Raw genomic sequence first — 16,466 nt, 5'->3', positions numbered from 1 at the left:
AAATCCTCCTTGTCGCGCAATGCGCTGCATGGAGGCGAGTTTGAACCCGGCGGCCGTTCCGGGCCAGCCGCAAAAACTGCCAAGCCCGCAAACGAAAACGCGGCCGGATCACTCCGGCCGCGTCGAAAGTCCGTCCGATGAAGGCGCCGTTAGGTCAGGCAGCGGCCTTCTTCGGCGAGATCAGGCCACGGTTCACCAGAACCTCGGCGATCTGAACGGTGTTGAGCGCCGCGCCCTTGCGCAGGTTGTCGGAGACGACCCACAGGTTCAGGCCGTTCTCGACGGTCGCGTCCTCGCGGATGCGGCTGACATAGGTCGCGTCCTCCCCGGTCGCCTCGTAGGGCGTGACGTAGCCACCGTCTTCCTGCTTGTCGACGACGAGAATACCCGGCGCCTCGCGCAGGATGTCGCGGGCCTCGTCCGGCGTGATCGGACGCTCGAACTCGAGATTGACCGACTCCGCGTGACCGATGAAGACCGGCACGCGCACGGCGGTGCAGGTGAGCTTGATCTTGGGATCGAGCATCTTCTTGGTTTCGGCCAGCACCTTCCACTCTTCCTTGGTGTAGCCGTCCTCCATGAAGACGTCGATGTGCGGAATGACGTTGAAGGCGATGCGCTTGGTGAACTTTTCCGGCGTGATCGGGTCGTTCACGAAGACCGAGCGGGTCTGGTTGAACAGCTCGTCCATGGCGTCCTTGCCGCCACCGGAGACGGACTGGTAGGTCGAGACCACGCAACGCTTGATGCCGGCCGCGTCATGCAGCGGCTTCAGCGCCACCACGAGCTGCGCGGTGGAGCAGTTCGGGTTGGCGATGATGTTCTTCTTGGTGAAACCGGTGATCGCGTCGGCGTTCACCTCGGGAACGATCAGCGGCACGTCCGCGTCGTAGCGCCAGGCCGAGGAGTTGTCGATCACGACGCAGCCCTTGGCCGCGATCTTCGGCGCCCACTCCTTGGCGACCGAGCCGCCGGCGGACATCAGGCAGATGTCCACGTCGGAAAAGTCGTAGTTCTCGAGCGCCTGGCAGACGAGCGTCTTGTCGCCATAGGAGACCTCGACACCCTGGGAGCGGCGCGAGGCGACCGGAACGACTTCGCTCGCCGGAAAACCGCGCTCCTCGAGAATGTCGAGCATCTCCCGGCCGACATTGCCGGTGGCACCTACGACTGCAATCTTGTAAGCCATTGACTTGTTTCCCTTCCTGGCGCTCCCCGCTCACCCGCCCGCGACGGCGTCATGCCAGCGGTCCGGGATCCTTCCGGTCCCCCGTCGATCCGGGGGAGCTCGGAACGGGAGGGCCTTCAGAACGTCGTTTTGCGGGTCGTCGTCGTCGTCAGGCCGGCTTTTGCCGAGACAGTCGCGGCAGATGCGCGGGGGTTGCCACCATGCGCGCGCACGGCATCCATGACTGCGAAGGCAGCGCGGAAAACCGGGGCAGCAGGGGCACGACGAGCGGACATGGGATCCTTGATGATCAGGAAATCCGTGCGAATTGTCCGGCCGTTTGCCGCCCGCGGGAGCAGGTCGCGTCAACCGGAACGCCGCTTACATGGCCCCATCCCGGGCGATTGTCAACAGGAAGGCCGGCGCGCCCCCAAGGCCCTGACGCCGGGCCGGAGAGCCACGTCTCAGGGCAGGTCGAGGCGAAACCGCAGCAGCAGCGTGCGTTGAAGGATCGAGCGATTGTCGTCGGAAACCACCGTCAGAACGGTATGCCCCTGCGCATCGCGATGAACGGCGAGGCCTTCCATGTTGTCGATCTGATCGGTGAAGCCACCCTCGAGCAGGACGGTGCCAACCGCGCGCGCGCCGGGAAAGATCTCGGCGGCGGGAATGAGGCGAAGCCGCATGCCGATGCCGTGGCGCAGCGTGAAGCGGCGCTCCAGCAGCAGCGCGTCTCCATTCGGCAGCATGGCCAGGTCGGTCGCATCATAGGAGGCATCGCGTGCCACGGTGAAGGTGCCCGGGCGCGGCCCGCCGATCAGGAAGCCCGGCATGTCCGCCGCGTTGTCACGCCCCCGCTCGGCGATGACGAGCAACGTTCCGGCAAGCGGTCCCTCGCTCACCGAGGCGATCGCCTCCATCCCCTTGTTCGACCGCAGATGGCTGATGCCCTCGGGCAGCGCGATCCGGCGCCCGCGCGCCTCCGGCTCGAATGGCCAGGGGAAGGCGTAGATCTCGTGCACCCGCTCGACGGAAACGAGAAGTTCACCCGCCCGCCGGTCCAGCGTGACCGCTTCGGTGTCGCCCCGGTCCTGGTTGAGAAGGGGAATGCCGTTCGGCCCGATCATCGGTGCGATGCGGACATCGCGCAGGTTGGTGGGACGACCGTCCGCGTTGCTGTCGATGCGCCCGTCGACCCAGAGCGCATTGTCCGTGACGGCAAGCATCCGCGATCCGTCATCGGACACGATCAGGCCAGACAGCCCGCCGAGATTGCGGTTTCCCGAGAGAACCTCGAGACCGCCGAGAAAGGTCAGCGGCCCGTAGCCGTCGGTGTCGCGCCCGATCGAGAAATGCTCGATGCGCTTGACCCGCACCGTGACATCCTGCGCGGGAATGGTGGCCGCACGTGCACCGGCCTCGGGCCAGGAGACGGCAAGCGCGAGCCCGAGCACCACGAGAAGGACCGTGGCGACCCGTCCCAAGAAGTGCGGGAGCCCCGATGCCGCTGCCCGGCGGCACTCAGCGGCCACTGCGTCCCCGCCCGCGACGGCGCACCGGCTGGGTCGTCAGGTCGTCGAACAGATCCGCGAGCTGGTCGGTCATGGCGCCGGCCAGTTCCTCCGCGTCGACGATGGTCACCGCCCGCGAGTAGTAGCGCGTCACGTCATGGCCGATGCCGATGGCGATGAGTTCGACCGGAGAACGGTTCTCGATCTCGTCGATCACATAGCGCAGGTGGCGCTCCAGATAGTTGCCCGGATTGACCGAGAGCGTGCAGTCGTCGACCGGCGCGCCGTCCGAGATCATCATCAGGATCTTGCGCTGTTCGGGACGGCCGAGCAGACGCTTGTGCGCCCAGTCCAGCGCCTCGCCGTCGATGTTCTCCTTCAGCAGCCCCTCGCGCATCATCAGGCCGAGATTGCGTCGCGCACGCCGCCAGGGCGCATCCGCGGACTTGTAGATGATGTGGCGCAGGTCGTTGAGACGGCCCGGCTGGGCGGGCTTGCCGGCCGCAAGCCACGCCTCGCGCGACTGGCCGCCCTTCCACGCCCGGGTCGTGAAGCCAAGGATCTCGACCTTGACGCCGCAACGCTCCAGCGTGCGCGCCAGAATGTCCGCGCATGTGGCGGCCACCGTGATCGGCCGTCCGCGCATGGAGCCGGAATTGTCGAGGACAAGCGTCACCACCGTGTCGCGGAAATTGGTGTCGCTCTCCTGTTTGAAGGCCAGCGGCTGCATGGGATCGATGACCACGCGCATGAGACGCGCGGTGTCGAGCAGGCCCTCTTCAAGGTCGAACATCCAGGAGCGGTTCTGCTGCGCGAGCAGCTTGCGCTGCAGCCGGTTGGCGAGCCGCGCCACCGCGCCCTGCAGGTTGACGAGCTGCTTGTCGAGATGGCCGCGCAGCCGGTCCAGTTCGGCCGTGTCGCAGAGTTCCTCCGCCGTCACCGTCTCGTCGAAGCGGGTGGTGAAGACCTTGTAGTCCGGCCCCGGAGGCTGGTTGGAGAAGGGCATGTCCCGGCGCGGGCTCTCGCCGGGCTCCTCGGCCTGCTCGGCGTTCTCGTCGTCGGTCAGCTCTTCCAGATCGCCATCGAGACCGTCCGTCTCGCCAGCATCCATCTCCTCGCCGGAGGCTTCCGTCTCCTGCGGCGCGCCTTCCTCCTCGCCGGCGTCTTCCTCGCCCTCGGAGGAGGTCTCGCCGCGATCGGTGTTGCCCTCGCCGTCCTCGCCCTCGGCCTCGTCGTCCTCGCCGGCGTCGCCGAACTCGTCGTCCATGTCGAGGGAGGAGAGGACCGAACGCACCTGCCGGGCGAAGTCCTGCTGGCTTTCCATGCTCTCGGCGAGCGAGTCGAGCGCGTCGGCCGCCTTCTCCTCGATCCAGGAGCGCCATTGGCCGATCATCGGCTCGGCCGCCTTCGGTGCCGGACGGCCCGTCAGCCGCTCGCGCACCATATAGGCGACCGCCTCCTCGAGCGGGGCGTCCTCGCGGCTCGCCACGTCGGAATAGGCGGCCTTGCGGCACCGGTCCTCGAGCATCGCCGACAGGTTGTCGGAAACGCCCGGCATCCGGTTGGCGCCGACAGCCTCGCAGCGGGCCTGCTCGACCGCGTCGAAGATCGCCCGGCCCATGTCGCCCTGCGGCACCAGCTTGCGGTGCAGCGCAGGATCATGGCAGGCGAGCTTCAGCGCCATGGAGTCGGCCATGCCGCGGGTAATCGCGATCTCCGCCTCGCTCAGCCGGCGCGCCGGCTCCGGCAGGCGCGCGGTGTGCCCCGAAAGCGACGGCCGGTCGGAGGTGAACAGCACCTCCAGCTCCGGATCGCCGGCGATGGCACGCATCGTCTCCCCGATTGCCCGCTTGAGCGGCTCAGTGGTCGGCTTCGGCTTCTCGGAAGGCGGATTTCGCATTTTCAGTCGCTTAGCTCATCACCACGTTGGCGGCGGACTCCGGCAGTTCCTCGCCGAAGCAGCGCTGGTAGAACTCGGCCACCAGCGTGCGCTCCATCTCGTCGCACTTGTTGAGGAAGGTGACGCGGAACGCGAAGCCGATGTCGCCGAAGATCTCGGCGTTTTCCGACCAGGTGATGACCGTGCGCGGGCTCATCACCGTCGACAGGTCGCCGTTGATGAAGGCGTTGCGGGTCATGTCGGCGAGGCGGACCATGCGCGAGACGGTCTTGCGCCCTTCCTCGCTCTGGTAGTGCTTGGCCTTGGCCAGCACGATCTCGACCTCGTTGTCGTGCGGCAGATAGTTCAGCGTCGTCACGATCGACCAGCGGTCCATCTGGCCCTGGTTGATCTGCTGCGTGCCGTGATAGAGGCCCGAGGTGTCGCCGAGGCCGACCGTGTTGGCCGTGGCGAAGAGGCGGAAGGCCGGATGCGGGCGGATGACGCGGTTCTGGTCGAGCAGCGTCAGGCGGCCGGAGACCTCCAGAACGCGCTGGATCACGAACATCACGTCCGGACGGCCCGCGTCGTATTCGTCGAACACGAGGGCGATGTTGTTCTGCAGCGCCCAGGGCAGGATCCCGTCCCGGAACTCGGTGATCTGCTGTCCGTCCTTGAGGACGATGGCGTCCTTGCCGACAAGGTCGATACGGCTGATGTGGCTGTCCAGGTTGACGCGGATGCAGGGCCAGTTGAGGCGGGCGGCCACCTGCTCGATGTGCGTCGACTTGCCCGTGCCGTGATAGCCGGTGACCATCACGCGGCGGTTGCGCGCGAAGCCGGCCAGGATCGCAAGCGTCGTCTGGCGGTCGAACAGGTAGTCCGGGTCGAGATCCGGCACATGCTCGCCGGGCGTCGAGTAGGCGGGAACGGTCAGGTCGGTATCGATGCCGAACACCTCCCGCACCGAAACGGTGGTGTCGGGCAGGTTCTCGGCGGAAATCGTCGTGTCAGTCATGGATCCTCCGCTGGCCCGCGGGAGAACGGGGCCGGGACAGCTAATCTTGAGTCCGCGTCTGCGGACGGAAACCGGCAGGAACGTCCGTTTCCGGACCGGCGGGCCAGGCCCGTTGCACCCTCGCGCGCGGGGCGGCGGCCGGATCCGGGATCCACACGAATGCCACGCGGGAATCGTGCGTCTGCGAACGTCCTTCTCGAAGCCGACTTGGCGTCCGGGCAGTGCCCCCGGAGCGGACGAAGCACGGCTTGGGGACACTAGCCCCACAGTCCGGCGCGGCCAAGCGAAAATGGTTGCCCGCGCCAGCATCGCCGCAGGCACCGGCATGTGTCAGCAAAGACCCGCCTTCTTGAGCAGGGAATAGGCCTGGATGATCTCGCGAAGACGGTCCTCGAGCGAGCGGTCGCCACCGTTGGCATCCGGATGAAGGCGCTTCACGAGGTCCTTGTAGCGCGACTTGATCTCGGCATCCCGGGCCGTGTGGGGGAGCCCCAGCGTGTCGAGCGCCTTCGCTTCCAGCGGTTTCACCTTGGGTCGGCGCGGGCCGTCCCGGTCGCCACCGCCGCGCGACGAGCTGTCGCGCCTCCGCGCCTCGGCCCGCGCACGTGCCGCCTCCGTCGGATCCATGTCCGACCAGGCCTTGGCGCCCGCGCCCTTGGCGTTGACGCCCATCTTCCAGGTCGGCCGGTGACCGGTGAGCGCATCGCGCTGATAGGCGCGCGTCTCGTCGTCGTCCATGCCGGAGAAGTAGTTGTACGACTTGTTGTACTGACGCACGTGCTCGAGGCAGAAATGATAATAGTCGCCTTCCGCCCCGCGCCCTTTCGGCGCCCTGTGAGCGGCCGGCGCCGCGCATCCTTCCCAGTCGCAGACGCGCTCGTTCGCCCGTGCGCGGACCTCCTCGTCCGTGCGAGGCTTGATGCGTATCCGGTCGAAAATATCGGAAGTCACCGGTCCGTGTCCGTTGTCCGTGGTCTCGATCCGGCCGGCCACAGCAGCCGGGCGGGATCCCGCTGCCGCGCGGGGCTGCGGGAAAGGGAAGGTCCGGCGGGCATCGAGCGGTCCGGCCGGACGCGGAAGCTGCATAGATAGGCGCGGATCGCCCGCTTCGGCAAGATCTTGACTAAGGCAAAATTGGCTGCACATGAATGGGCATGAGCATTCGAGACCATATCGAGCAGAGCCTCGCCGACGCCTTCTCCCCGGAACACCTTGAGGTGATCGACGAATCCGAGCGCCATCGCGGTCATTCCGGCTGGCGCGAGGGCGGGGAAACCCACTTCCGGGTCCGCATCGTCGCGCCGGGTTTCGAGGGCATGACCCGCATCGCCAGGCACCGGGCGGTCAACACCTGCCTTGCCTCCGCCTTCGACCAGGGGATGCACGCCCTGGCGGTCGAGGCACGCGCGCCGGGCGAACCGGACCCGCGCGGCGGCGGCCGGGCCTCGGCACCAGACTGAGAAACGCCCCCGGCCGATCCAAACGTCAGTTGGCGGGAACCGTCGGTGGCGGCATGGCTCCCACGGCGCCCACCTGGCGCACGGACCCGGCGACGCTCTTCGACAGCGGCAGGATCCTGAGCCGGGTGATGCGGTTCTTCTCCCGCTTGAGCACCGTGAAGCGATAGCCGTGGAAGGTGAAGGCCTGCCGCTCCTCGGGGATCATCCGCGCCTCGTGAATCACGAGACCGGCGATGGTCGTCGCCTCGTCGTCGGGCAGGCGCCAGTCCACGGCGCGGTTGAGATCGCGGATCGGCACGCTGCCGTCGACGATGATCGACCCGTCCGGCTGCGGACGCACGCCCGCGAGCTCCACATCATGCTCGTCGGAAATCTCGCCGACGATCTCCTCCAGAATGTCCTCCAGCGTGACAAGGCCCATCACCTCGCCATACTCGTCGACGACGAGCGCGAAATGCGCCTTGCGCTTGAGGAACGCGTTGAGCTGGTCCTGAAGGCTGGTCGTCTCCGGAACAAACCAGGGCGGCGAGGCAAGCTGTTCCAGATCGATCCCGCTGCCGTCGCCTTCCGCCTTTGCAAGGGCGCGAAGCAGATCCTTGGCGTGCAGCACGCCGATGTAGTTGTCCGTCTGCCCGCGCCAGAGCGGCAGGCGCGTGTGCGGGCTTTCCAGGGCGTCGTTGATCAGCGTCAGCGGATCGTCGTCGGCATTCAGGGTGCGCATCTTGGTCCGGTGGACCATGACGTCGGACACCTCGAGATCCGCAAGGTCAAGAAGGCCGCCAATGCGGTCGCGCTCCGCCTTCACGAGGCTGCCCTCGAGATGCTGCAGATCCACCGTGCCGCGCAGTTCCTCATGAGCCGAAAGCGCGTTGGACCCGTCGCCGGCGTTGACGCCGAACAGGCGCAGCAGCGCCCGAACGATCACCTCGACGCCCATCACCACCGGACCAAACAGGATCACCACCGGTCGCACCAGCGGCGAAACGGCAAGCGCGAACCGGTCGGGGTTGGAGATCGCCCATGTCTTCGGCAGAACCTCCGAGAAGATCAGGACCAGCGCCGTCATGACGAGGGTGGCATACACCACGCCCGCATCGCCGAAGAGGTTCAACAGCACGTTGGTCGCCAGCGCGGAGGCGAGGATGTTGACCAGATTGTTGCCAAGGAGCAGCGCGCCAATCAGCCGTTCACGCACCTGGATCAGCGCCGAGACGACGCCGGCGCGTTTGTCGCCGCTCTTTTCATAGTGCAGCATCCTGGCCCGCGACGCGGCCGTCAGAGCGGTCTCGGAGCCCGAAAAGAAGCCCGAGAGCGCCAGAAGCACCACGATCGCGATCACCGACAGCCACAAGCTTGCGTCACTCATCCAAAGGGCTCCCTCGGTCAGCCGGTCTTGCCGCCCGCCAGTTCCTCGGCGAGGAACCCGTGCAGGGTCTCGCGGTCGATACCGCGCTCGACATAGGCCTCTCCAATGCCGCGCGCGAGGATCAGCGTCAAAGCTCCACGGCTGACCTTCTTGTCCTGCGCCATGATGTCGAGAAACGTGTCGGCCGGCGGCATCTGCCCGGGCACATCGGCGATATGGGTGGGAAGGCCGGTCGCCGCAAGATGACGCGCGACCCGTTCCGCGTCCTGCGGCGCGCACAGCCCGAGACGCGCGGACAGCGTGAAGGCGAGCCGCATGCCGATGGCCACGCCCTCGCCATGGACGAGACGCGTGCCGTCATAGGCGACGATGGCCTCCAGCGCGTGACCGAACGTATGGCCGAGATTGAGCAGCGCGCGGTTTCCCGCCTCGAACTCGTCTTCCGCCACCACGCGGGCCTTGGCGGCACACGAGCGCGCGATGGCTTCCTCGCGCGCCTCGCCGCCGGAAAACACCTCGCCGTGGTTCTCCTCCAGCCAGGCGAAAAACGCCGCATCGCCGAGAAGGCCGTATTTGGCCACCTCCGCATAGCCGGCGCGAAACTCCCGCCGGCTCAGCGTGTCGAGCAATCCGGTGTCGGCGAGCACCAGCGCCGGCTGGTGGAAGGCGCCGATCAGGTTCTTGCCATGTCGGGTGTTGATGCCCGTCTTGCCGCCGACCGAACTGTCCACCTGCGCGAGAAGCGTCGTCGGCATCTGAACGAAGGGCATGCCCCTGCGCACGCTCGCGGCAACGAAGCCGGCCAAGTCGCCGACGACGCCCCCGCCCAGCGCCAGGATGGCGTCGCCGCGCTCCAGCCGCGCCTCCAGGACACGATCGCAGACCGTCTCGAAAACCTCGAACCGCTTGCTCGCCTCGCCCGGGGGCAGGAGCACGGCCGTCTGGGCGATACCGGCCCGCGCCAGCGCCTCCTGCAGCGCCTCGAGATGGAGATCCGCCACGGTCTCGTCGCTGATGATCGCCACACGGGCGCCGGGAAGCGTTTCGGCCAGGCGCTCGCCGGCCTCCGCCAGCAGCCCGCGACCGATCAGGATGTCGTAGGACCGCGCGCCCAGGTCCACCGCCACGCGGCGGCGCTCGGAAGTCTCGCGGGGCGCTGCCGCGGAAGGGGAGAGGCTCATCGGGAACTCGCTTGCGGGATGTCGTCCGCCCCGGCCGTGACCGGAGCGAGACCGAGGTGGACTTCGAGCGCCTCGACGATCTCGAGAACGACCGCGTCATGGGGAACGTCGCGGGACCAGACCATGACGTCGGCCTCCGCGTAGACCGGCTCGCGCTCGGCCAGGAGGCGGGCGAGTTCGCCCCTGGGATCCGGATGCTCGAGCAGTGGGCGGGTCGGCCGGCGCCGCACCCGCTCGTAGATGACATCGAGCTCGGCCCGCAGCCAGACCGCGATGCCCGCCTCGGCGATCGCGGCGCGGGTCTCGCCGTTCATGTAGGCACCGCCACCGGTCGCAAGGACCTGGGCACCGTTGCGCAGGAGCCGCGCGATCACCCTTTGCTCTCCCGCCCGGAAATAGGGTTCGCCGTGCTGGGCGAAGATTTCCTTGATCGTGAGATTGGCGGCGAGCTCGATTTCGGTGTCCGCGTCGACGAAGGGCAGCTCCAAAGCACCGGCGAGACGACGTCCGACGCTCGACTTGCCGCATCCCATGATGCCGACAAGAACGATGGCGCGGCCATCGAGCGCGTCGACCAGACGACGCGCGCGCCCTTCCTCGAGGGCTCTCGATTGTGCGGACATGACGCTGGCGACCTCCCGTGTTCGTCCCTCGCTTTGCCCTTGCAGTGGCCGCCTCGTCAAGTCCGCTTGGCGTGACGCGTCTTGCAAAGACGGTCGGGATTGTCCAAAAAACCCGACGGAACTGCCTGCGGAGCACCGATGCCGACCCTGTCACGCCTGATCATTGTCCTCGTGCTTCTGGCGGGTGTCGCCACCGCCTCGGTCTATGCGCTCGGCACCTATGTCGAGCCGACCCCGCACGAGATCACCGTGCGCCTCAAGATGGACGGTTTCGGACGCTGACGGCAAGCCACACGCGCCCCGATGCCGGAGAGCGGGAATGACCAGCGACGCGGTTCTCATCGAAAGCTTCCTGGAAATGATGTCGGCCGAACGCGGCGCGGCCGACAACACGCTGGAAAGCTATCGGCGCGATCTCGACGCCTTTCGCGAACATCTGGGCCGGACCTCCCTGCTCAAGGCATCGGGAACCGATGTCACCGACCACCTCGCCGCGCTCACCGCGCAAGGGTTCGCCGCCTCGACGCAGGCGCGCCACCTCTCGGCGCTGCGCCAGTTCTACCGCCATCTCTACGCCGACGGCCTGCGCGGCGACGATCCCACCCGCACGATCGCGACACCGAAGAAGCGAGCCACCCTGCCGAAGGTCCTGAGCGAGGACGAGGTCGAGCGGCTGCTTGCAGCCGCCCGGGACGCCGCGCAGGCCGCCGTCGGCGACACGGATGCCCGCGCCCAGCGCGCGGCCCGGCTGCACGCGCTTCTCGAGGTCATCTACGCCACGGGCCTGCGCGTGTCGGAACTCGTGGCGCTTCCCGCCTCCGCCGCCCGGCGCGAGGAGCGTCTCATCGCCGTGACCGGGAAGGGCGGCAAGGAGCGTCTCGTGCCGCTCAGCGAAGCCGCCCGGACCGCCATGCGCGGATATCTCGCGCTCCGGCAAGCCGCCGGACGCCCCCCCTCGCGCTGGCTGTTTCCCTCCCATGGAGCAAGCGGCCACCTGACCCGGCAGGCGTTCGCGCGCGACCTGAAGGCCCTCGCGCTCCAGGTCGGGATCGACCCGGACGCGCTTTCGCCCCACGTGCTGCGTCATGCCTTCGCCTCGCACCTTCTGGCCAATGGCGCCGACCTGCGCGTGCTGCAGCAGCTTCTGGGACACGCGGACATCTCCACCACCCAGATCTATACCCATGTGCTCGACGAACGCCTGCGCGCGCTTGTCGAGACCCATCACCCTCTCTCGCGGCGAAGCTGAGCCCCGGCCGGGCCGCGTCAGGGAGAGACGCCCGCGCCGCGCCCCAGCGCCACCCGATAGTGCGCCCACATCAGGCGCGCGGCGGTTGCCCGATGCGGCGCCCAGCGTTCGGCATGACCGGCAAGCACACGGGGCGAGGGGCGTTCCGGCAATTCCAGAACATCCCGCACGGCTTCCTGCAGCGCGACATCTCCCGCCGGAAAGATGTCCGGATGACCGGCGCAGAACAGCAGGAAGATATCCGCCGTCCACGGACCGATGCCGCGCAGCGCGAGCAGGGCGGCCCGCGCCTCCTCAGCGGGCGCGCCGGCGAGATCCGCGAGATCGAGACCGCCTTCCACTGCCTCCGCGACCGCACGCAACGTGGCGATCTTGGCCCGCGACAGGCCAATGCCGTCGAGATCGTCATCACCTGCCCGGGCGAACCCGGCCGCATCCAGCGGATCGAAGCGCGCGAACAGCCGCGCATTGATCGCCGTCGCACTCGCAACAGAGACCTGTTGCCCCACGACAATCCGCGCCAGCCCTGCGAAATCCGCCGCATGTCGCCTGAGCGGCAACGGACCGGCCGCCTCGGCAATGCGGCGAAGCCCGGGCGCAAGCGTCAGCAGCGCGGCAAGTTCGCGCGCCAGATCCCGCTCGTCGTGGATGCCGTGCGGATGGCCGGAAATCCCGGGTCTTTCTCGCGCCGCCATGCTCTTCCCCCGTGTTTACATCCGGTTTTCCCGCGAAGGGCCAGCGCGTCAACCCGCTTTGCGAGGTCTTCTCCGTGCGCGGCAATTGACCATGCGGTTCTTTTCGCCGATTGAGGCTGCATGACGCGTCCGGTCTACCGCTTCGCGCCGTCCCCGAACGGCCTCCTTCATCTGGGTCACGCGCTGTCGGCGCTGCTCAACGATGCCGCCGCGCGCGCGGCACGGGGCAGGCTTCTGCTGCGGATGGAAGACATCGACACGACCCGCTGCACGCCGGCGTTCGAGGCCGCGATCCTCGCCGATCTCGCCTGGCTCGGCATCACGTTCGACGGTCCCGTTCGCCGCCAGTCGGAGCATTTCGACGAATATCACGAAGCCGTTGAACTCCTGCGGAACAGGGGCCTCGTCTACCGGGCCTGGCTGACACGCGGCGAGATCCGCAAGGCGGTCGCCGACCACGAAGCAAGCCGTGGCACGCCCTGGCCGCGCGATCCGGACGGCGCACCGCTGTATCCAGGCGATCTGGCGGTCCTTGGCCAGGCGGAAATCGATCGTCGCGAGGAGGAGGGGGCGCCCTTCGCGCTGCGTCTCGACATGGCGCGCGCCTGCGCCGCCGCCGGCATCTCGACACGGCAGCCGCTCACCTTCACCGAAACGGACGCCGACGGTCGCGAGACCCGGGTAACCTGCGATCCGGCGGCCTGGGGCGATGTCGTGATCGCGCGCAAGGACGTGCCGACGAGCTATCATCTCGCCGTCAGCCTGGACGACGCGCGTCAGGGCGTCACCCATGTGCTGCGCGGACGCGACCTCTTCGCCGCCACCGACGTGCACCGTCTGTTGCAGGTGCTTCTCGGGCTTCCCGAGCCGGTTTACCGCCACCACCGGCTGATCCCGGGCCCCGACGGGCGCAAGCTGTCGAAATCGAACGGGGACACGGCGCTTTCCGCCTTGCGCGAGGCCGGTGCGACACCGGCGGAGATCCGGACGATGGTCGGCCTCGACTAGGGGGGGCCTCACCCGGCGAGGAAGAGCATCCAGAGGCCCGTGGTGACGACGGCGAGCCCGGTCGTCAGCGTGATCGAGTTGGCGGACATGGCGTGGCCGGTGCCGTAGCGGTTCGCGAAAAGGAACGCGTTGATGCCCGTCGGGCAGGCCGCCGTGAGCGTGGCGACCGAGATCCACAGCGGCGGCATGTGCACCACGTAACGGGCCATGATGAAGACGATGGCCGGCATGACCCCGATCTTGAGCGTGCTGAGAACCAGCCCCGGCGCCAGGTTTCCGCGAATGCCGTAGGACACCATGCTCATGCCGAGGGAAAACAGCGCGACGGGAATGGTGGCGCTGGCGATGCGTGACAGCACCTCGGAGAAGACCCCCTCGATGGGAAGTCCGGTAAACCGCCAGGCCACGCCGCAGGCGATGCCGATGACGATCGGATTCGTCGCAAGATTCTTCAGGACACCCATCACGAGCTTCGGAAGCGGCTGGGGCTCCTGGGTGCCGTCGAGCACGGCGGCGCGCTCCATGAGCAGCGCACAGGCAACCGTCATCACCGGAAGATGGATGGAAATGAGGATGAACAGCGGCACGAGGCCCGCCTCGCCGTGAACGGCCGTGACAAGCGGCACGCCGACGAGCGCGGTGTTGGCGAAGGCCGCGTTGATCCCGCCAATGACACCGGCGCGCGCCTCGCGGCGGAACACATGCCCGATCAGAAGCGTTCCCAGCGTCCACGTAATGGCAACGCCGGTGAAATAGGCGAACCAGAACCCCCACGGCGATACGCCGCCCAGATCGCTTGTCGCAAGCGTGCGGAAGATCATCACCGGGATCGCCACCACATAGACGAAACGTCCGAGGCCATCGCCGATCGAGGCTTCGAGAACGCCGGTGCGCGCGGCGGCGTATCCGAGACCGATCAGGATGAACAGCGGCAGGACGATGGTGAGGATCTGCAGGACCATGATCGCTCTTTCGCATGGCGCGCGCGCAACGACAAGCGCAACCGCCTTTTCAGGCGCACCTTGCCCCGAGCGACGCATGTGTCCACTTGATTTGCCCCGCCACGCTGGCAAAGTGCGGCTCAAGGGGTCAGCCCCGTGCCCGGCGTGCGTGCGAACCTTGCCGGCCGGATCCGATCGACCGCTGATCCGAGGGGCCTTTGTCTGATGACGATCACGAACGAAAGCGAGCTGGCACCGGACGAGACGGCGGTGCTGCTGCACGACCTGCGCACGCCGCTCGCCGCGATGCGCACGGCGGCCGAAATCGTTGCCGGCGAGCCTCTTTCACAGCGTCAGGCGGATGCGCTTCACACGCTCGAACTTGCGATCGACTCCCTGCTTGCCATCACCCGCAACGCGCTCGACGGCGCACCGGCACCCGCCCGCGCCACCACCGAAACCTCCGCGCTGGAAACCATCAACGCCGTTGCGGATCTCTTCGACTCCGCGGCGCGGTCGCGCGGTCTCACGCTGACGCGTGACCTCGACGGGGATCTCGCCGCCTACGGCCTGTCGGACCCGCTCACCCTGCGCCGCATCCTCTCCGTCCTTCTGGACAATGCGCTGAAATACACCGGCGAGGGGGGAGTGCGTCTCGCCGCCACCGTGCGTCGCGGCGGCCCGCGCCCGGAACTCGACCTGACGCTGTCCGACACCGGCATCGGCATCGAGGACGACGAGCGCGCGACGCTGTTTCGGCCCATGAGCCGGGGACGACGGGCCAGGGGCCACGCGGCGGGCTCCGGCCTTGGCCTGTGGAGCGCATCGCGCCTCGCGCTGGCCTGCGGCGGCATGCTGGACCTCGTCGACACCTCGCCCGCCGGCAGCACCTTCGCGCTGCGCCTGCCGCTTGTCGCTCCCGCCCAGCGCGAGGCCGGCGACACGACCGCGTCGACACAGGCGGACGGCCATGAAACCGTCAGGCCGGCACCCTGCGTTCTGGTCGTCGACGACAGCGCCACCAACCGGCGCATGATCGAGGTGATGCTGGAGGCGGCGGGTTTTCGCGTGGTCCTGGCAGACGGCGGCGCCGAGGCGCTGGCGTGTCTCGCTCATGCGCCGGGGCCCGATTGCGTGCTTCTGGACCTGACCATGCCGGACATGTCGGGCCTGGAAACGATAGAAGCCATGCGCGCGCTGGAAGCGGGCGCCTGTGTTCCGGTGATCGGCATTACAGCCGCCGTGGTTCCCGACCGCGCCAGACTGTCGCGCGCCGGCTTCACCACCGTGCTGGACAAGCCGGTGGCTCCGGCCCGCCTCATCGACGCCATCGCCCGGGCCATCGACGGGTCGCGGGCCGAAGACGACTGATCGCCTGCCGGCCAAGCAGGATCCTCAGATCACGACGATGCCCGTATGCTTGGCCTTGTGTTCGGGCTCGACATGGATCGTCGTGCGCGAACCCGGAATGTCCCTGGAAATGGCTTCCTCGACCCGGTCGCAGATCTCATGCGCCCGATCGACGGTCATGTCGCCCGGCACCACGAGATGGAAGTCGACGAAGATGACGTGGCCGGCGGAACGGGTGCGCAGGTCATGCGCCTCGATGGCGCCCTCTCCAGCGGAGGAAATCACGTCGCGGATGCGCTCCTGGAGCGAAGGCGCGACAGCCTCGTCCATCAATCCGCCGAGCGACTCCTTCATGAGGCCCCAGCCCGACCAGAGAATGTTGAGCGCGACAAGCCCGGCGAGGATGGAATCGAGTTCGCGGATGCCCGTCAGCATGACGAGCACCACGCCGCCAAGCACGCCGATCGAGGAAACCACGTCCGTGAACAGGTGTTTGCCGTCGGCGACGAGCGCGAGGGACCGGTGGCCGCGCCCGATGCGCACGAGCACCAGTGCCCAGGCGCCATTCAGGACGGTTGCCAGCAGGTTGACCCCGAGCCCCTCGGGCGTGAAGTCGACCGGCCCGGGATCGAGATAGTTCTTCCAGGCCTCATGGGCGATGGACAGGGCCGCGAGCACGATCAGCACGCCGACGAGAACGGCGGCCATGTATTCCGCCTTGTGGTGGCCGTAGGGATGGTTGCTGTCGGCGGGTTTCGCCGCGAACCAGACCGCGAGACAGGCGGCAACGGCGGAGGCCACGTTGACGATGGATTCCAGCGCGTCGGAGTAGAGCGCCACGGATCCGGTCCAGCGATAGGCCAGATACTTCAGCGCCAGAACGGCGAGACCCACGAAGATGCTGGCAAGCGCGACGCGCAGTCGAAGGCTCATGGATGGCCGTCCCCGATCCGATTGCGTCCTCGCAGAACGGATTGTCCTGCGTCGCCGGGACAGGCCTAGCCAATTTTTCTCGCC

16 protein-coding genes are annotated in these 16,466 nt (G+C 67.7%); 5 read left to right on the top strand and 11 right to left on the bottom strand.

Annotation, left to right across the window (positions count from 1 at the left end; all coding sequences use genetic code 11):
• Window positions 1–154: 154 nt before the first annotated feature.
• The 5 genes from ACYX4S_RS18085 to ACYX4S_RS18065 form a co-directional block, all read right to left on the bottom strand.
• Entirely contained in the window at window positions 155–1,189 is a 1,035-nt protein-coding gene (locus ACYX4S_RS18085) for an aspartate-semialdehyde dehydrogenase (protein ID WP_293720570.1), read from the bottom strand.
• 443 nt (window positions 1,190–1,632) lie between these two features.
• Window positions 1,633–2,652 carry an esterase-like activity of phytase family protein gene (locus tag ACYX4S_RS18080; RefSeq protein WP_476361201.1) on the bottom strand — a complete coding sequence of 340 codons (1,020 nt, stop codon included), beginning with the start codon at window positions 2,650–2,652 and terminating at the stop codon, window positions 1,633–1,635.
• Window positions 2,653–2,689: 37 nt separating this feature from the next.
• Window positions 2,690–4,579 (bottom strand): cobaltochelatase subunit CobT, encoded by a 1,890-nt coding sequence (gene cobT, locus ACYX4S_RS18075; RefSeq protein ID WP_476361200.1) that lies wholly within the window; start codon window positions 4,577–4,579, stop codon window positions 2,690–2,692.
• Window positions 4,580–4,589: 10 nt separating this feature from the next.
• Complete coding sequence (gene cobS, locus ACYX4S_RS18070) at window positions 4,590–5,576, bottom strand: cobaltochelatase subunit CobS (RefSeq protein ID WP_293720564.1); 987 nt, start codon at window positions 5,574–5,576, stop codon at window positions 4,590–4,592.
• 330 nt (window positions 5,577–5,906) lie between these two features.
• Window positions 5,907–6,527, bottom strand: a complete 621-nt coding sequence (locus tag ACYX4S_RS18065; protein ID WP_476361199.1) for a J domain-containing protein — start codon at window positions 6,525–6,527, stop codon at window positions 5,907–5,909.
• A gap of 203 nt (window positions 6,528–6,730) precedes the next feature.
• On the opposite strand from ACYX4S_RS18065, the gene ACYX4S_RS18060 reads away from it, so the two are divergent.
• Window positions 6,731–7,036, top strand: coding sequence for a BolA family protein (locus ACYX4S_RS18060; RefSeq protein WP_293720560.1), 306 nt, complete (start codon window positions 6,731–6,733; stop codon window positions 7,034–7,036).
• 25 nt (window positions 7,037–7,061) lie between these two features.
• Here the strand turns inward: ACYX4S_RS18060 and ACYX4S_RS18055 are convergent, their stop codons facing one another.
• From ACYX4S_RS18055 to ACYX4S_RS18045, 3 genes are read right to left on the bottom strand one after another with little or no spacing between them, the layout of a single operon-like run.
• A complete protein-coding gene (locus ACYX4S_RS18055) occupies window positions 7,062–8,402 on the bottom strand; it encodes an HlyC/CorC family transporter (protein ID WP_422070151.1) in 1,341 nt (446 codons plus the stop codon).
• A gap of 17 nt (window positions 8,403–8,419) precedes the next feature.
• Entirely contained in the window at window positions 8,420–9,583 is a 1,164-nt protein-coding gene (gene aroB / locus ACYX4S_RS18050) for a 3-dehydroquinate synthase (protein WP_476361198.1), read from the bottom strand.
• The gene (locus tag ACYX4S_RS18045) at window positions 9,580–10,206 is read right to left on the bottom strand and encodes a shikimate kinase (protein WP_293720554.1); all 627 of its coding nucleotides are present in this window, start codon (window positions 10,204–10,206) and stop codon (window positions 9,580–9,582) included. Before ACYX4S_RS18045 ends, aroB begins: the two co-directional genes overlap by 4 nt.
• 138 nt (window positions 10,207–10,344) lie before the next feature.
• Here ACYX4S_RS18045 and ACYX4S_RS18040 point away from each other — a divergent pair, with 138 nt between their 5' ends.
• Together ACYX4S_RS18040 and ACYX4S_RS18035 are read left to right on the top strand one after the other, a co-directional pair.
• Window positions 10,345–10,488, top strand: a complete 144-nt coding sequence (locus tag ACYX4S_RS18040; RefSeq protein WP_422070149.1) for a hypothetical protein — start codon at window positions 10,345–10,347, stop codon at window positions 10,486–10,488.
• Window positions 10,489–10,525: 37 nt separating this feature from the next.
• On the top strand, window positions 10,526–11,455 hold the full coding sequence (locus ACYX4S_RS18035; RefSeq protein WP_476361197.1) for a site-specific tyrosine recombinase XerD: 930 nt from the start codon (window positions 10,526–10,528) through the stop codon (window positions 11,453–11,455).
• Between the two features lie 17 nt (window positions 11,456–11,472).
• On the opposite strand, the gene ACYX4S_RS18030 is transcribed toward ACYX4S_RS18035, so the two are convergent.
• A complete protein-coding gene (locus ACYX4S_RS18030; RefSeq protein WP_476361196.1) occupies window positions 11,473–12,150 on the bottom strand; it encodes a DNA-3-methyladenine glycosylase family protein in 678 nt (225 codons plus the stop codon).
• Between the two features lie 120 nt (window positions 12,151–12,270).
• Here ACYX4S_RS18030 and gluQRS point away from each other — a divergent pair, with 120 nt between their 5' ends.
• Entirely contained in the window at window positions 12,271–13,158 is an 888-nt protein-coding gene (gluQRS, locus tag ACYX4S_RS18025) for a tRNA glutamyl-Q(34) synthetase GluQRS (RefSeq protein WP_476361195.1), read from the top strand.
• Window positions 13,159–13,166: 8 nt separating this feature from the next.
• Here the strand turns inward: gluQRS and ACYX4S_RS18020 are convergent, their stop codons facing one another.
• Complete coding sequence (locus ACYX4S_RS18020) at window positions 13,167–14,120, bottom strand: AEC family transporter (protein ID WP_476361194.1); 954 nt, start codon at window positions 14,118–14,120, stop codon at window positions 13,167–13,169.
• A gap of 204 nt (window positions 14,121–14,324) precedes the next feature.
• Here ACYX4S_RS18020 and ACYX4S_RS18015 point away from each other — a divergent pair, with 204 nt between their 5' ends.
• Window positions 14,325–15,470 (top strand): response regulator, encoded by a 1,146-nt coding sequence (locus ACYX4S_RS18015; RefSeq protein ID WP_476361193.1) that lies wholly within the window; start codon window positions 14,325–14,327, stop codon window positions 15,468–15,470.
• A gap of 24 nt (window positions 15,471–15,494) precedes the next feature.
• On the opposite strand, the gene ACYX4S_RS18010 is transcribed toward ACYX4S_RS18015, so the two are convergent.
• The gene (locus ACYX4S_RS18010; protein WP_422070144.1) at window positions 15,495–16,382 is read right to left on the bottom strand and encodes a cation diffusion facilitator family transporter; all 888 of its coding nucleotides are present in this window, start codon (window positions 16,380–16,382) and stop codon (window positions 15,495–15,497) included.
• Window positions 16,383–16,466 lie beyond the last annotated feature (84 nt).

The organism is Stappia sp. ABD4_338 (assembly GCF_056312175.1).
Note: the sequence above shows the minus strand (reverse complement) of the source record. Positions and strands in the feature narration are given on the sequence as shown.

Coding starts and splice junctions, on each gene's coding strand:
- ACYX4S_RS18085 (WP_293720570.1), bottom strand. CDS start 1,189: ATGGCTTACAAGATTGCAGTCGTAGGTGCCACCGGCAATGTCGGCCGG.
- cobT (WP_476361200.1), bottom strand. CDS start 4,579: ATGCGAAATCCGCCTTCCGAGAAGCCGAAGCCGACCACTGAGCCGCTC.
- cobS (WP_293720564.1), bottom strand. CDS start 5,576: ATGACTGACACGACGATTTCCGCCGAGAACCTGCCCGACACCACCGTT.
- ACYX4S_RS18060 (WP_293720560.1), top strand. CDS start 6,731: ATGAGCATTCGAGACCATATCGAGCAGAGCCTCGCCGACGCCTTCTCC.
- ACYX4S_RS18055 (WP_422070151.1), bottom strand. CDS start 8,402: ATGAGTGACGCAAGCTTGTGGCTGTCGGTGATCGCGATCGTGGTGCTT.
- aroB (WP_476361198.1), bottom strand. CDS start 9,583: ATGAGCCTCTCCCCTTCCGCGGCAGCGCCCCGCGAGACTTCCGAGCGC.
- ACYX4S_RS18045 (WP_293720554.1), bottom strand. CDS start 10,206: ATGTCCGCACAATCGAGAGCCCTCGAGGAAGGGCGCGCGCGTCGTCTG.
- ACYX4S_RS18040 (WP_422070149.1), top strand. CDS start 10,345: ATGCCGACCCTGTCACGCCTGATCATTGTCCTCGTGCTTCTGGCGGGT.
- ACYX4S_RS18035 (WP_476361197.1), top strand. CDS start 10,526: ATGACCAGCGACGCGGTTCTCATCGAAAGCTTCCTGGAAATGATGTCG.
- ACYX4S_RS18030 (WP_476361196.1), bottom strand. CDS start 12,150: ATGGCGGCGCGAGAAAGACCCGGGATTTCCGGCCATCCGCACGGCATC.
- gluQRS (WP_476361195.1), top strand. CDS start 12,271: ATGACGCGTCCGGTCTACCGCTTCGCGCCGTCCCCGAACGGCCTCCTT.
- ACYX4S_RS18020 (WP_476361194.1), bottom strand. CDS start 14,120: ATGGTCCTGCAGATCCTCACCATCGTCCTGCCGCTGTTCATCCTGATC.
- ACYX4S_RS18015 (WP_476361193.1), top strand. CDS start 14,325: ATGACGATCACGAACGAAAGCGAGCTGGCACCGGACGAGACGGCGGTG.
- ACYX4S_RS18010 (WP_422070144.1), bottom strand. CDS start 16,382: ATGAGCCTTCGACTGCGCGTCGCGCTTGCCAGCATCTTCGTGGGTCTC.